Genomic DNA, 15453 nt, shown 5'->3' on the forward strand with positions numbered 1-15453 from the left:
GGCCAAGTAATCGCCTACTGGCGCCTCGGGAGGGGCGGAGCATGACTGAATCCGGGACCGTCGTAGAGCCGCTCCTCCGATTGAGGGGCATTGCGAAGCACTTCGGAGCCGTGCAGGCCCTCCTCAGCGTAGATCTCGATGTGCCGGCGGGCCAGGTGACTGCCCTCGTGGGGGACAACGGGGCCGGCAAGTCGGTCCTCATCAAGTGCATTGCCGGCATCCATGAACCGGATGCCGGCGAGATCTTCTGGGAGGGCCGCCATGTCCGCATCCGCGACCCACGCGAAGCGGCCGCCCTGGGCATCGAAGTCGTCTACCAGGACCTTGCGCTCTGCGACAATTTGGACGTGGTCGAGAACATGTTCCTCGGACGGGAACGGCTGAGCCGCAGCCTGCTCGACGAGGACGACATGGAGCGGGCCGCGGCGGGCACGCTCTCGGGCCTGGGCGTCACGACCGTGCAATCCGTCCGTCAGGCGGTGGCGTTCCTCTCCGGGGGCCAGCGTCAGTCGGTCGCTGTCGCAAAGGCGGTGATGTGGAACTCCAAGCTGGTGATCCTCGACGAGCCGACGGCCGCCCTCGGCGTCGCGCAGACGAAGCAGGTGCTCGCGCTTGTCAGGCGATTGGCCGATCAGGGCCTCGCCGTCCTTATGATCTCGCACAACCTGAACGATGTCTTCGCTGCCGCGGACCGCCTCGCGATCATGCGCCTAGGTCAACTTGTCGGCGCGGGCAAGATATCTGAGTTCGACCCACAGCGCGCCGTCGAGTACATGACGATGGGCCGCTCGACGCGCCAGGCGGACCCCGCGAGCCGGATTGCCGCCAAAACCATATATTCGACGGCGCCCGACGAGCCGGGCGCCGGCGCGGGCTCTACGCCGTCCTCGCAGCCGGAAGCCGCGCCGAGGGGAATGGCGGCGACCAACGAGGCCGGCGCGATGGCTGTGACCGCGCCCGACGCGGGCGCCCAGACCTTCGGGGACTATGCGCGGAGCGTGTGGACCGGAATTCTCGCCGGGGAGAGTGGGGTTCTGCCGGTGCTTTTCGGCATGATCCTGATTAGTCTCGTCTTCGAGAGCCAGAACGCTGAGTTCCTGTCCGCCGGCAACGTCGTCAACCTGCTCGTCCAGGGCTCGGTGTTCATGCTGATCGGGATGGGAGAGGTGTTCGCGCTCCTGCTCGGCGAGATCGACCTGTCCCTTGGCTTTATGGCCGGGATCGGCGGCACGGTGGTGACCGAACTCGTGCAGCCGCAAGTCGACTGGCCGTGGTGGGCTGCGATCCTTGCGGCCGTAGCCGTCACCGCGGCGCTCGGCGCGCTGCAGGGCACGCTGATCAGCAGGGCTCGCATTCCCTCGTTCATCGTCACGCTCGCCGGACTGCTGTTCTTCGAGGGCGTCATGATCGAACTGCTCGGCGCCGGCGGCACCATCCCGATTGCGGACGATACCATCAATAATCTCGCCAACGGCACCCTGAGCCGTGGCGAGGGCTGGATTCTGACCGCCTTCGCGGTGGTCATCTATTCGATCGTCACCGTGTTCCGCGACCAGCGGCACAGGCGGAGCGGGCTGACAGCCCCGCCGCCGGGCGTCACGGCCCTGAAGGTTCTCGCGGTGGCCGTGGCGGGCGTGGCGTTGGTGCTGTTGTGCAATGTCGATCGGGGCGTACCCGCATTCCCCTTGAACGGTATGCCGTGGGTCATCCCCATCGTGTTCGTTGTCCTTATCGCCTGTTCCTTCCTGCTGGGGCGAACCCGCTTCGGCCGCTACGTATACGCCATCGGCGGCAACGCCGAAGCCGCGCGGCGCGCCGGAATCAGGCTCGCAAGAGTCCGCACGATGGCGTTCATGATGGGCGCGCTGATCGCCGGCATCGGCGGCATCATTTACGCGTCGCGCCTGCGCTCGACCTCCACCAGCTTCGACGGCGGCACGATTGTGCTCTACGTGGTCGCCGCGGCCGTGATCGGCGGCACCAGCTTGTTTGGCGGCCGCGGGCATCCGCTGCACGCGGTCCTCGGCGGCGTCGTCATTGCGGGGATCGTCAACGGCATGGCCCTGCTGGGCCTGAGCGCCGCGATCCAGTTCATGGCTACGGCCCTCGTGCTGCTCGCCTCGATCAGCGTCGACGTCGTCGTGCGCCGGAGAGGCGAGACCTCCCATTGACCCGGCGTCCGCGCGTCTGCGCAAGATCGCGGCTAGACGGCGGCAATCTCCGCTTTTTTGCCACTCTTCGGCGCATGTTGCTCGTCTCGAATGTGTTTTGACTCCGAATATTGACCACACCGTCGACTTTCATCGACGTAGCGGCGCGAAGATTAAGGCTGACGACGCACGCGACGGGGCCTCGTGGGTAGAGCCCGATTCTCGCCGAGAATGCGTCGCAATGCGAGCTTCTCGCGTCGTGGCGGTCCTTGCCGACGGCTCAACGATCGAAGCCAAAATGTCGACGATCTATTTCGCGCATGCGACAACCAGCGCGGGCATTGCGGCGGTGAAGGCTTCCTGCGCGACGATAGACGATGACCTGCCAGCGCGGATTTCCTCCATGGAGAATTAGAGTCCGGCCTTCACGAGGACGGACGGAGGAAGCGAATTCAGGACAAATTTTGGAGAAAGGCTATGAGCGAACGAACCCGGATCGGTCCCCCGAAGGAGCCTCTCTTGTCCACGAACGTAGAAGGGTTTGACGCCCTGGCGGAGCTTGCCCTGGATGTGCGTTCGTCGTGGAACCATGCCACCGACCAGATATGGCGACAATTGGATCCTGTGCTGTGGCAGATCACGCATAACCCTTGGGCCGTGCTGCAGACGGTCTCGCGGGAAACGCTCCGGCGTGATTTAGCCGATCCCGCTTTCCGCAAAATCGTCGACGATCTGGTGCAAGCCAGACGGGACGCCGTGGCGGCGCCGGCATGGTTTCAACAAGCCCACCCACAATCTCCGCTGAACTGCGTCGCGTATTTCAGTATGGAATTCATGTTGAGCGAAGCCTTGCCGATCTACTCAGGCGGGCTCGGCAACGTGGCCGGCGATCAGCTCAAGGCCGCCGGCGATCTGGGCGTGCCGGTCATCGGCGTGGGCCTGCTCTACCAGCAAGGCTATTTTCGCCAGGTGATCGACCGGGACGGAGCGCAACAGGCCATCTTCCCCTACAATGACCCGGGACAATTGCCGATCACGCCATTGCGCAATGAAGATGGGGAGTGGCTGCGGTTGCAGCTCGACCTGCCGGGTTACCCGATCTGGATTCGCGTCTGGCAGGTTCAGGTCGGCAGAGCGAAGCTCTACCTGCTCGACAGCAATGACGCCGCGAACTTTCCGCCGTATCGCGGGATCACCAGCGAGCTTTATGGCGGCGGGCAGTCAGTGCGCCTCATGCAAGAGCTAATCCTTGGGATTGGCGGATGGCGGTTGCTCGACGCACTCGGGATCGAAGCGCAAGTGTGCCACCTGAACGAAGGCCATGCGGCGCTCGCGGTGCTGGAACGCGCGCGCAGTTTCATGCAGGCCACAGGCCAGTCCTTCGAGGTCGCACTGTCGGTCACGCGAGCGGGCAATCTCTTCACCACCCACACCGCGGTAGCCGCCGGATTTGATCGTTTCGCACCCGCCCTTATCGAACGCTGCCTGGGCGGCTACGCCCGGAAGAAGCTCGGCATCGCGCTCGACGATTTGCTGGCGCTGGGCCGCGAAAACCCGAACGACCCGGCGGAAAACTTCAACATGGCGTACCTAGCGATCCGGGGAAGCGGGGCGGTGAATGGCGTAAGCCGCCTGCATGGCGAGGTGAGCCGGCGCCTCTTTGAGCCGCTCTTTCCGCGTTGGCCGACGGCGGAAGTCCCCGTGGGACACGTGACCAACGGGGTTCACGCGCCGAGCTGGGACTCGTCGGAGGCCGATGAGCTTTGGACGAAGGCATGTGGCAAGGATCGTTGGCTGGGGACGACGGAAACCCTGGAGCAGGACATTCGCCGCGTCTCCGACGAGAGCCTCTGGCAATTTCGCAACGACGCCCGCATGTCGCTGATCGAATACGCTCGCGAGCGGCTGTCCCAGCAACTTGCCGCGTCGGGCGCGTCGCCCGAGGCCGTTGAGGACGCCAGGCGCCTGTTTGATCCCAACACATTGACGCTGGGCTTCGCACGCCGCTTCGCATCGTACAAAAGACCAGACCTGCTGCTGCACGACGCCGAGCGACTGCTGCGCCTGTTGACCAATTCTCAGCGCCCGATGCAGCTCATCATGGCTGGCAAGGCTCACCCTGCGGACCAGGGAGGCCAAGCGCTGATCCAGAAATGGACGGATTTCATCCGGCGGCCCGAGGCGCGCCCGCATGTGATTTTCCTCAGCGACTACGACATGCTTCTAACCGAGCGCTTGGTGCAGGGGGTGGATGTTTGGCTCAACACGCCGCGTCGACCTTGGGAAGCTTGCGGAACAAGCGGCATGAAGGTCCTCGTCAACGGGGGAATCAACCTTTCGGAATTGGACGGCTGGTGGGCGGAGGCCTACACGCCCGAAGTCGGGTGGGCGCTGGGGGATGGACGGGAACATGGCGATGATCCGGCCCGGGATGCGGTCGAAGCCGAGGCGCTCTATGAGCTGCTGGAGCATGAGGTGATCTCTGAGTTCTATTCGCGCGACGAGAGGGGTATTCCTGGCGCCTGGGTGGCGCGGATGCGGGAAAGCATGGCGCAGTTGACGCAGCGCTTCTCCGCCACCCGCGCCGTGCGCGAATACACCGAGAAACACTACTTGCAGGCCGCCTCAACCTATCTTGAGCGCGCTGGGAACAAAGGCAAAATCGGCGCGGACATAGTTGGTAGACGGCACATTCTGGATCAAGGATGGGCGGCGCTGCGCTTCGGCGAAGCGAAGATCGCGACACGTGGCGGACAGCACGTATTTGAGGTTCGTGTCCACCTCAATGATCTCGACCCCAAGTCGGTGCGCGTAGAGCTGTACGCCGACGGCGTCGGCGGAAGTGATCCTGTGCAGCAGGAGATGGAATGCGTTGACCAATCGGTCGTCGCGCCGGGCTGCTTTGTTTTCAGCGCGCTTGTGCCTGCGGGCCGCCCACCGACGGACTATACGGCGCGCGTGATATCGGCCAGCGACGGCGTCGCAATCCCATTGGAAGACGCACGAATCCTTTGGCAGCGATGACTCGTCCGCCAGCCGTCGGGAAGCGATTGGTTTCTCGATGACCTCCGGCCTGCAGCGATGATCGCAAAGCGTCGAACCGTGTCGTTCGACATACGCCGATGCAGCCCCCCAGCGCCCATGGCGGCATGCGCATACATCTTTGCGGGGAGATTTCCGAGGCGGTCGACGGAGCGGCCAGCGCGGTCAATGGCCAAGCTTGTCGAGCATGGGCTGCGTGATCAGCGTGACGCCGTTCGCGGTGCGGCGGAAACGCTTGGCGTCGAGTTCCGGGTCCTCGCCGACGACCAGACCATCGGGGATTACGACGCCGGAGTCGATCACCGCTTTTCCCAGGCGGACGCCCCGGCCGATCCGCGAATAGGGCAGCGCGACCGTCTCGTGGACGGTCGCATAGGAATGCACCCATACGCCGGTGAACAGCAGCGACCGCGAAATCGCCGCGCCGGAAACGACGCAGCCGCCCGAGACCAGCGAGGAAGTGGCGACGCCGCGCCGACCGTCGACATCGTGGACGAATTTGGCTGGCGGGGTGATCTCGCCATAGGTCCAGATCGGCCAGGCGCGATCGTAGAGATCGAGATCGGGGAGGATGTCGGTCAAGTCGATGTTGGCCGCCCAATAGGCGTCGACCGTCCCGACATCGCGCCAGTAGATCACCGACTCCTCGTTGGCGACGACGCAAGATTCCGAGAAGTGGTGCGCGACCGCTTTGCCCTTGGCGACGAGGTGGGGAATGATGTCTTTGCCGAAATCGTGCGACGAGTGGGGATCGGCGGCGTCGCGCTTGAGCTCCTCGATGAGAAACTTGGTCTCGAAGACGTAGATGCCCATGCTGCACAGCGCCTTATCGGGCTTGCCGGGCATTGGCGGCGGCTCAGCAGGCTTCTCCAGGAAGGAGAGAATGGCGTCTTCTTCGTCGATGTGCATGACGCCGAAGCTTTTGGCCTCCTCGAGCGAGGCTTCGAGGCAGCCCACCGTCACGTCGGCCTTCGACTCGACGTGCTGCTGAAGCATTTTCTCGTAGTCCATCTTGTAGATGTGATCGCCGGCGAGCACCACCATGTACTGCGGCGCGTAGCTCTCGATGATGTCGATGTTCTGATAGACCGCGTCGGCGGTGCCGAGATACCACATCGTTTCGGAGACGCGCTGCGAAGCCGGCAGAATGTCGAAGCTCTCGTTTCGTTCCGGACGGAAGAAGTTCCATCCGTGTTGCAAATGTCGGATCAGGCTGTGAGCCTTGTATTGCGTGGCGACGGCGATGCGGTGGATGCCGGAGTTGAGCGCGTTCGACAAGACGAAATCGATGATGCGCGATTTGCCGCCGAAGTAGACGGCGGGTTTGACGCGGCGGTCGGTCAGTTCCATCAGGCGTCTGCCACGCCCGCCCGCCAACACATAGGCCATCGCCTGGCGTGCGTAGGGCGCGCCAGCGTGCGAGATCCGTGCCGCATCCCTGGGGTTCATACACTCCTCCTGCAAACTCTTGCCCGTTTCGCCCTTCTGGCAGAGTTGGGGCTCACCTCGCCTGATAAATGAGGAACAATGTCGCCAGCGGCGGCAGGGTCAGCGCGGCCGATGCGGGAAGGCCGTGCAGCGACCGCGGCTCAGCCTCGACGGCGCCCATATTGCTGACGTTGGAGCCGCCGTAAAGCGACGCGTCGGTGTTGAGCGCTTCGCGCCATCGTCCGGAATACGGCAATCCGATGCGGTAGTTGCGGCGCACTTCGGGGGTGAAGTTGCAAACGACCGCGACCGGCGGATCGCTTTCCTCGCCCATGCGCAGGAACGCCAGCACCGACTGCATTTCGTCGTCGACGACGATCCAGCGGAACCCCTGCGACTCGCAGTCGCGCGCATATAGAGCCGGCGTTTCGCGATAGAGACGATTGAGATCGCGCACCAACGCCTGGAGGCCCTGGTGCGGCCAAAAGTCGAGCAGCCACCAGGGCAACGCCTCGTCACAATTCCATTCGTTGGTCTGGCCGAATTCCTGGCCCATGAACAACAGCTTCTTGCCGGGATGGCCCCACATGAAGCCGTAATAGGCGCGGGCGTTGGCGAAGCGCCGCCATTCGTCGCCCGGCATCTTGGCGAGCACCGATCCTTTGCCGTGAGCAACCTCATCATGCGAAATCGGCAGGATGAAATTCTCGGCGAAGGCGTAGAGGAGCCCGAAGGTCATCTTGTCGTGGCTCCAGCGCCGATAGATCGGATCGCGCGACATGTATTCGAGCGTGTCATGCATCCAACCCATGTTCCACTTGAAGCCGAAACCCAGGCCGCCGAGATTGGTTGGCGACGAGACGCCCGAGAAAGCGGTGGATTCCTCCGCGATCGTCATCGCGCCGGGGAACAGGCCGTAGACCAGCTCGTTGGCGCGCTTGAGGAAGGCGATCGCCTCGTGATTCTCGTTGCCGCCTTCGGCGTTGGGCAGCCACTCGCCGGGCTTGCGGGAATAGTCGAGGTAGAGCATCGAGGCGACCGCGTCGACCCGCAGACCATCGACGTGAAAGCGATCGATCCAATAGAGCGCGCTGGCGTACAGGAAATTGGCGACCTCCTGGCGGCCGAAGTCGTAGATCGCGGTGTTCCAGTCGGGTTGAAAGCCCTTGCGCGGATCCGCATACTCGTAGAGCGGGCCGCCGTCGAAATGCGCCAAGCCGTGCGCGTCGGTGGGGAAATGCGCGGGCACCCAGTCGAGGATCACGCCGAGCCCCGCCGCGTGGGCGCGATCGACGAAGCGCGCGAAGGCTTCCGGCTCGCCGTGGCGCCGCGTTGGCGCGAACAGACCGATCGGCTGATAGCCCCACGACGCGTCGAGCGGATGCTCACTGATAGGCAGCAGCTCGAGATGTGTGAAGCCGAGATCGGCGGCGTAGGGGATCAGTTGATCCGCGAGCTCGTCGTAACTCAAGAAGCGATTGTCGTCGCCGCGCCGCCATGAGCCGAGGTGGACCTCGAAAATCGAAATCGGTCGGCGCCGCGCTTCGCCGTGCTTGAGATTCTCAAGATAGCCGGCGTCGCTCCAGGAGAAATCCGTCGTGCGGGCGACGATCGAGGCGGTCGAGGGGCGCATTTCCGCCTCGAAGCCGAAGGGGTCGGCCTTGAGCGGCTGCACCACGCCGTCGGCGGAGACGATTTCGTATTTGTAAACGGCCCCGGCGCTCAACTGCGGGATGAAGATCTCCCAAAGGCCGCTGTCGATGCGCTTGCGCATCTGACACTTGCGTCCGTCCCACTGGTTGAAATCGCCGACGACCGATACGCGCGATGCGTCTGGCGCCCAAACTGCGAATACAACGCCGTCCGCGCCCTCGTGGCGGGCGAGTTGCGCGCCAAGGCGACGATAGAGCTGCGTGTGCGCCCCCTCGACCAGCAGATAGTCATCGAGCGGCCCCAGCACAGGGCCGAAAGCGTACGAGTCCTCATACGAGTCGACGCCCTCGGCGCGCGCGACTTCGAGCCGGTAGACTGGCCGTTCCGTCGCCTCCGGGATCAAGCCCTCGAAGAAATCGCCTCTCCGGCGCCCGAGTTCGACGATCGGAGCGCCCTTGCGCGTGATCGCGCGCACGCTGAGCGCATCGGTGACGAACGCCCGGATCGTCCATCCCTCGGCGGTGAGGTGCGGTCCGAGAACGGCGAAAGGATCCTTTTGTCGCGCCGCGGCGATCGCGTCCACATCCTCTTCTTTCGCTCGCCAATTCTCGAGCATGTCGCTCGTCCTTTCAAGCGAGGGGTCGGAAAGGACCACGTCGATTGGCTGTTGGGTAGGGATCTCGGGGCGGCGCTCCACAGCGCGACGACCGGCGTCTCGCGGGGAGGTGCGCATTGCTCTCGTCCCTCGCGAGCAGGCCTTTATCGTCGCTGACGAGCTTCCTCGCGATTTCGATGAGCCTTTGCGCCCTCATTTGGCGTCGCTCCACTTCCAGTGCCGGATCTCCGGCAAGTCCTCGCCATGCTCGTCGATGTATTGCTTGTGCTCGATGAGCTTGTCGCGCATCGCCTGCTTCAGATAGGCGCCCTTGCTGCCGAGATTGGACAGTTTGTCGACGACGTCTTCAACGAGATGAAAGCGGTCGATCTCGTTTTGCACGCGCATATCGAATGCCGTCGTGATCGTGCCTTCCTCCTTGTAACCCCGGACATGCAGATTGCGATTGGTTCGGCGGTAGGTCAGTCCGTGGACCAGCGACGGATACCCGTGGAACCCAAAGACGATCGGCTTATCCTTGGTGAAGAGCGAGTCGTAGTCCGCTTCGCTCAGTCCATGCGGATGCTCCGCGCGAGGCTGAAGCCGCATCAGATCGACGACATTGATCACCCGAATTTTCAAATCGGGCAGATTCTTACGCAGGATTGAAACGGCGGCGAGAACCTCGAGCATCGGCGTATCGCCGCAGCCGGCCATCACGACGTCCGGCTCGCTCCCCTGATCGTTGCTCGCCCATTGCCAGATGCCGATGCCTTGGGTGCAATGTACGATCGCTTGCTCCATGGTCAGCCACTGCGGGAGAGCGTGTTTGCCGGCCACCACAACGTTGACGTAGTGCCGACTGCGTAGGCAGTGATCAAAGACCGACAAGAGGCAATTGGCGTCCGGCGGCAGATAAACGCGCACGACGTCGGCCTTCTTGTTGATCACATGGTCAAGGAAGCCGGGATCCTGGTGGGTGAAGCCGTTGTGATCCTGCTGCCAAACATGAGAAGCGAGCAGATAGTTCAGGGACGCGATCTTCCGACGCCAGGGCAGTTCCAGAGTGACCTTCAACCACTTGGCGTGCTGGCTGAACATCGAATCGACAATGCGAATGAAGGCCTCATAGCTGTTGAACAGCCCGTGCCGCCCGGTCAGCAGATAACCCTCGAGCCAGCCCTCGCACTGGTGCTCGCTCAGCATCGAGTCCAGCACGCGTCCGTCGGGCGCGAGGAATTCATCATTCGCGACTTCGCGCGCGTCCCATTGTCGGTTGGTGACTTCAAATACCGCGCCGAGAAGATTGGAAAGCGTCTCGTCGGGGCCGAAGACACGGAAATTCCGCTGATCCTGATTCAGCATAGCCACGTCGCGCAGGAACTTGCCGAGCACCAGGGTATCCTGTGCGGTGACGGCGCCGGGCGCGGGGACCCGAACCGCATGGTCGCGGAAGTCGGGCATGCGCAAGTCGCGCAGGAGAATTCCGCCGTTGGCGTGCGGATTGGCGCCCATCCGACGGGCGCCCTCGGGCGCCAGTTCGGCCAACTCGGGCATCAGGCGGCCTTTGTCGTCGAACAATTCTTCCGCCTTGTAGCTTTTCATCCACTCTTCGAGCTGCTTGACGTGATCGGGATGGCCGGCGTCCACGAGCAGCGGAACCTGATGCGCGCGGAAGGTGCCCTCGACCGGCAGGCCATCGACGACCTTCGGTCCTGTCCACCCCTTGGGGGACTTGAGGACGATCATCGGCCAGCGTGGCCGAGAAGCATCACTTTTGTCGCGCGCGTTCTTTTGGATTTTGCGGATGTCCTCGATCACCTGATCCATCGTGGCGGCCATGAGCTGATGCATCGCTTCCGGCTGGTCGCCTTCGACGAAGTAGGGGGTCCAACCGCAGCCCTTGAAGAACTGCTCCAACTCCTCGGACTCGATGCGGGCCAGCACGGTCGGATTGCTGATCTTGTAGCCGTTGAGGTGCAGGATCGGCAGCACGGCGCCGTCGGTGATCGGATCGAGAAACTTGTTGGACTGCCACGAGGTCGCCAGCGGGCCCGTCTCCGCTTCGCCGTCGCCGATGACGCAAGCGACGATCAGATCAGGATTGTCGAACGCCGCGCCGAATGCATGGCTGAGCGAATAGCCCAATTCGCCGCCCTCGTGTATCGACCCCGGCGTCGTCGGCGCGACATGGCTCGAAATCCCGCCGGGAAACGAGAACTGTTTGAACAGTTTCTTCAGGCCGGCTTCGTCCCGCGTGACGTTCGGATAGACTTCGCTCCAGGTGCCTTCGAGATAGACGTTGCCCACCAACGCCGGGCCGCCGTGACCGGGACCGGCGATGTAGATCATGTCGAGATCGTGCTTCTTGATGACCCGGTTCAAGTGGACATAGATGAAGTTCTGGCCCGGCGTCGTACCCCAGTGTCCGACCACCAGCGGCTTCACGTGTGCGAGTGTCAGCGGCTCGCGCAACAGGGGATTGTCGTAGAGATAAATCTGTCCGACCGACAGGTAATTGGCGGCCCTCCAATAGGCGTCCATCTTGCGCAACTCGTCCGAATTCAGACTAGCCTGCTTGACAGGAATCGCGCCGGCGGCGGCGCCGTCTCGAGACCGTAGCGTCAAAGTCGGTACGTTCATTGTCGCGACCCTTTCTGTAATCCGGTTTGGGTTTCGGTCACTCGGATGATGGGCTGCGCGGAGGCTGCATTGTCGGCCTTCCGCCTCTTGGCCAAGCGCATGCAAGGTCTCCAGCGGTCGCGCCGCCACAGCGCCAATAACTCGGCGCCGAAGGCGGACGACCCCTCCAAGGTCTCGCCAGTTTCAGACATAGCTGACGGGACATCGCCTGCGGCAGACTCGGAAAGTACTTATGCCGCCGGGCTGGCTTGGCTGCGTGCGGCAAGACCGAATGCGCCGGGAAGCAAGCCAAGTCAGCCGAGCCGAGCAGGTCGGAGAGCCGCACTCGAAGCTCAATCTGTTCGCGCGAGACCGGTTCTTCGCGCTTGAACGCGAGCGAATTTGGACCCGAGTAGATTCCGAGTCTTCCGCGCTCGATTTTCCGGCCGGTATGATCCGAACGAAGTCGTCGCCGCCGACGAGTTCACAAAGGCGGCCGGCGCCGGTTGGCGGACCGAGGGAGATTTCGCAAATGCATGCTGTTGCTCTTCTTGTCGCCCTTGTCGGCGCCCTTATCTTGGGGCCGCCCGTCTTCGTGCGCCCTATGACCGCCCCGCGACATCGCACGGATCGCGGCTGTGAGGCGACGCGATGGCGGCGCCAAGATCGCCGCGCTCGCTGATGATGGGCTGTCGACCCGATGCGGCCACGTGCGGTCGGGCAGGGGGATCCAAAATGAGCCAGTCGCGACGACGGCCACGCTCGACGCACCCTGGGCCCTTCAACCGATCCGGCGCCGGCTCGATCCCGGCGCAGTCGTAGTCGCCGAGCGAATGAGGAAACAGCTATGGATTCGAATGCGCCCAAGAGACTGAGCCAACTCGGACAGAGCCTGTGGCTCGACAACATAACCCGCGACCTGCTCGATAGCGGCACGCTCAAGCGCTACATCGACGAGAAGTTTGTCACCGGCCTCACCTCCAATCCGACGATCTTCGACCACGCCATTTCCCGCAGCAAGTCGTACGACGCGGAAATTCGCCGGCGCCTGAAAGACGGCAAATCGGGCGAGGCGCTGTTCTTCACGCTCGCTATCCAGGATCTCAGCCGGGCGGCCGATCTGTTCGCTGGCGTCCATGCGCTGACGGACCGGGTAGACGGGTTCGTGTCCTTGGAGGTCTCGCCACTGCTCGCCTACGACACGCAGGCGACGATCGAACAGGCGAAGAGACTGCACGCCCAGGCGAACAGGCCCAACCTGCTCATCAAGATACCCGGCACCGCGGAAGGCCTGCCTGCGATCGAGGAAGCGATCTTCGCCGGCGTTCCGGTCAACGTCACCCTGCTATTCTCCGCCCAGCAGTACCTGGCCGCGGCCAACGCCTACTTGAAGGGATTGGAGCGGCGAGTCGTCGCCGGCCTTTCGCCCGATGTCCGTTCGGTCGCCTCGCTATTCGTCAGTCGGTGGGACCGCGCCGTGGCGCACGAGGGGCCAGCCGAACTGCGCAACACGCTCGGCGTCGCGGTCGGCATGCAGACCTACAAGGCCTATCGCGATGTGCTGGAGAGCGATCGATTTCAGCGGTTGGAGAACCTCGGCGCGCGCGCGCAGCGGTTGCTGTTCGCCAGCACCGGCGTCAAGGACAAGAACGCGCCCGACACGCTGTATATCGCTGGCCTCGCGGCGCCGAATACAGTGAACACGATGCCCGAGGCGACGCTTCTCGCTTTTGCCGATCATGGAGCGGCGCCTGCCGCGCTGCCGCGCGATGGCGGCGAATCGGAAGCGGTGCTGTCGGCGCACGCCAGGGCGGGCGTCGACCTTCCGGCGCTGGCGGGGCGGCTGCAATCCGACGGCGCCAAGGGTTTTGTCGATTCTTGGCGTGAACTGCTCGGAGCGATCGACGTCAAGAGCAAGAGTCTGGTCTGACTTAGAAGACGGCAATGACCGCTCTTACCGCTGCGCCATCCTGACGGGCGCTCGCGGCGCATCATGCGCAGATCAAGGATGTGCATCGCGCGCCCTGTTCGTTGACGATCCGGGGCAGTCGGAGCGCTTCCGCGCCGAGGGCGCCCCTCCGACTCAGGTCGTGCAGGCGCGTAGCAATGGGGCGCCGAATCCTCGCCACATCCGCATGCGACAAGGAAACCTGAGTAGTTTCCGGGGCTGGCTCGCTGCGACCGATGCGACGCAAACTGCGACGTCGGGCGCGCGCTCGTTCGATCGCACCGACGCCCGTGGTCTTCCGACAAAGGGCGCCGGAACGCAGATCGCTCATAGGCGGGGTCGGGTTCGCGTGGCTGCGATCGAGCGCGCCGGGCCGGCGCATCCACAGCTTCGCGACCAGCGTGACTCCGACTGGCAAAGAAGGAAGTTCCGAGATGGCGACCCACACCGATCCTCCCAAAACGCCCGATACGAAGCCGGGCGCGAAGCCCGTCGCCAAGGACGACCTGCAAAAGCTACCGATCGCAGAGGTCGAAAAGAGACTCAGCTCATCCCCGGACGGCCTCAGCGAGGCCGAGGCGAAGAAGCGGCTGACCCAGTATGGCCCCAACGAGATCGCGGAAAAGAAAGCAAACGCGCTGCTCAAATTCCTCGGCTATTTCTGGGGCCCGATTCCGTGGATGATCGAAGTCGCGGTGATTTTGTCCGCCATTGTTCGCCACTGGCCCGACTTCTTCATCATTCTCGTCCTGCTCCTCGCCAACGCGACCATCGGCTTCTGGGAAGAACGCGAGGCTGGCAATGCGATCGACGCCTTGAAGGCGCGGCTCGCGATCAGGGCGCGCGTCAAGCGCGATGGAAAATGGGTCACGCCGCCGGCGAAGGACCTGGTTCCCGGCGATGCGGTCCGCCTGCGTTTAGGCGATATCGTTCCCGCCGATGCGCGTCTGTTGGACGGCGACGAAATCTCCGTGGATCAATCGGCGCTCACGGGCGAGTCGCTTCCGATCACACGGAATGCGGGAGATGCAGTTTTCTCCGGCTCGATCATTCGTCGCGGCGAGATCGACGCGCTCGTCTATGCGACGGGTGGGAAAACCTATTTCGGCAGGACGGCGGAACTGGTCGAGACGGCGGTCACGGTCAGTCATTTCCAGAAGGCCGTGCTGAAGATCGGCGACTTTCTCATCGTTCTCGCGTTGATCATGGTGGCCGTGATCGTCGCGCTCTCGATCTATCGCGGCGAAGCCATTCTCTCGACGCTGCAATTCGCGCTGGTCCTGACCGTGGCCGCCATTCCCGTGGCGATGCCGACGGTGTTGTCGGTGACGATGGCGGTGGGGGCGCGCAAGCTCGCGAAAAAGCAGGCGATCGTCAGCAAACTGGTCGCGATCGAGGAATTGGCCGGCGTCGATGTGCTTTGCGCCGACAAGACGGGCACGCTGACGCAGAACAAGCTGACGCTTGGAGCGCCCTTCTGCCTCGACAAGATCACGCCCGACGATCTCATCCTGGCCGGCGCGCTCGCCTCGCGACAGGAGAACGACGACACCATCGATCTGGCCGTGCTCGGCGGCCTGAAGGACAAGGGCGCTTTGAAGCCCTATCAAGTCACGCACTTCATACCGTTCGATCCCGTGCACAAGCGCACCGAGGCGACGGTGAAAGGCGCCGACGGCAAGACCTTCAAGGTGTCCAAGGGCGCCCCGCAGGTCATCCAAGGCCTGTGCGAGAACGCGGCGGCCGTGAAGGACGCAGTCGACAAGGCCGTGAACGACTTCGCCGCGCGCGGTTTTCGCGCGCTGGGCGTCGCGCGAGCCGAGGACGACGGGAAATGGCGATTGCTCGGGGTGTTGCCTCTGTTCGACCCTCCGCGCGAAGACGCGAAGGAGACCATTGCGACGGCGGCCAAGATGGGCGTCAAGATCAAGATGGTGACTGGCGACGCGCTGGCGATCGCGCGCGAGATGGCCAAGACCCTGGGGATGGGCGCGAACATTCTCGACGGCGGCGCC

The 15453-nt window shown here is 63.5% G+C and carries 7 protein-coding genes; 4 read left to right on the forward strand and 3 right to left on the reverse strand.

Translation table 11 applies throughout. From position 1 onward, the window contains the following. Positions 1-41 precede the first annotated feature (41 nt). Both ABSF49_RS09135 and glgP read left to right on the forward strand, forming a co-directional pair. Complete coding sequence (locus ABSF49_RS09135) at positions 42-2171, forward strand: ATP-binding cassette domain-containing protein (RefSeq protein ID WP_424112332.1); 2130 nt, start codon at positions 42-44, stop codon at positions 2169-2171. 498 nt (positions 2172-2669) lie between these two features. After that, positions 2670-5174, forward strand: a complete 2505-nt coding sequence (glgP, locus tag ABSF49_RS09140) for an alpha-glucan family phosphorylase (protein ID WP_424112333.1) — start codon at positions 2670-2672, stop codon at positions 5172-5174. A gap of 183 nt (positions 5175-5357) precedes the next feature. Here the strand turns inward: glgP and glgC are convergent, their stop codons facing one another. The 3 genes from glgC to ABSF49_RS09155 form a co-directional block, all read right to left on the reverse strand. Beyond that, positions 5358-6641 (reverse strand): glucose-1-phosphate adenylyltransferase, encoded by a 1284-nt coding sequence (gene glgC, locus ABSF49_RS09145; protein ID WP_424112334.1) that lies wholly within the window; start codon positions 6639-6641, stop codon positions 5358-5360. A 52-nt stretch (positions 6642-6693) separates the two neighbouring features. After that, the gene (gene glgB / locus ABSF49_RS09150; protein WP_424112335.1) at positions 6694-8889 is read right to left on the reverse strand and encodes a 1,4-alpha-glucan branching protein GlgB; all 2196 of its coding nucleotides are present in this window, start codon (positions 8887-8889) and stop codon (positions 6694-6696) included. A gap of 192 nt (positions 8890-9081) precedes the next feature. Then, complete coding sequence (locus ABSF49_RS09155; protein WP_424112336.1) at positions 9082-11511, reverse strand: phosphoketolase family protein; 2430 nt, start codon at positions 11509-11511, stop codon at positions 9082-9084. An 826-nt stretch (positions 11512-12337) separates the two neighbouring features. Between ABSF49_RS09155 and tal the strand changes: the two genes are divergently transcribed. Together tal and ABSF49_RS09165 are read left to right on the forward strand one after the other, a co-directional pair. Further along, complete coding sequence (tal, locus tag ABSF49_RS09160) at positions 12338-13420, forward strand: transaldolase (RefSeq protein WP_424112337.1); 1083 nt, start codon at positions 12338-12340, stop codon at positions 13418-13420. A 452-nt stretch (positions 13421-13872) separates the two neighbouring features. Further along, positions 13873-15453: plasma-membrane proton-efflux P-type ATPase (locus ABSF49_RS09165; protein ID WP_424112338.1), on the forward strand; the 1581-nt coding region annotated here is incomplete at its 3' end.

This window comes from Roseiarcus sp., from assembly GCF_049514155.1.
Classification (GTDB): domain Bacteria; phylum Pseudomonadota; class Alphaproteobacteria; order Rhizobiales; family Beijerinckiaceae; genus Roseiarcus.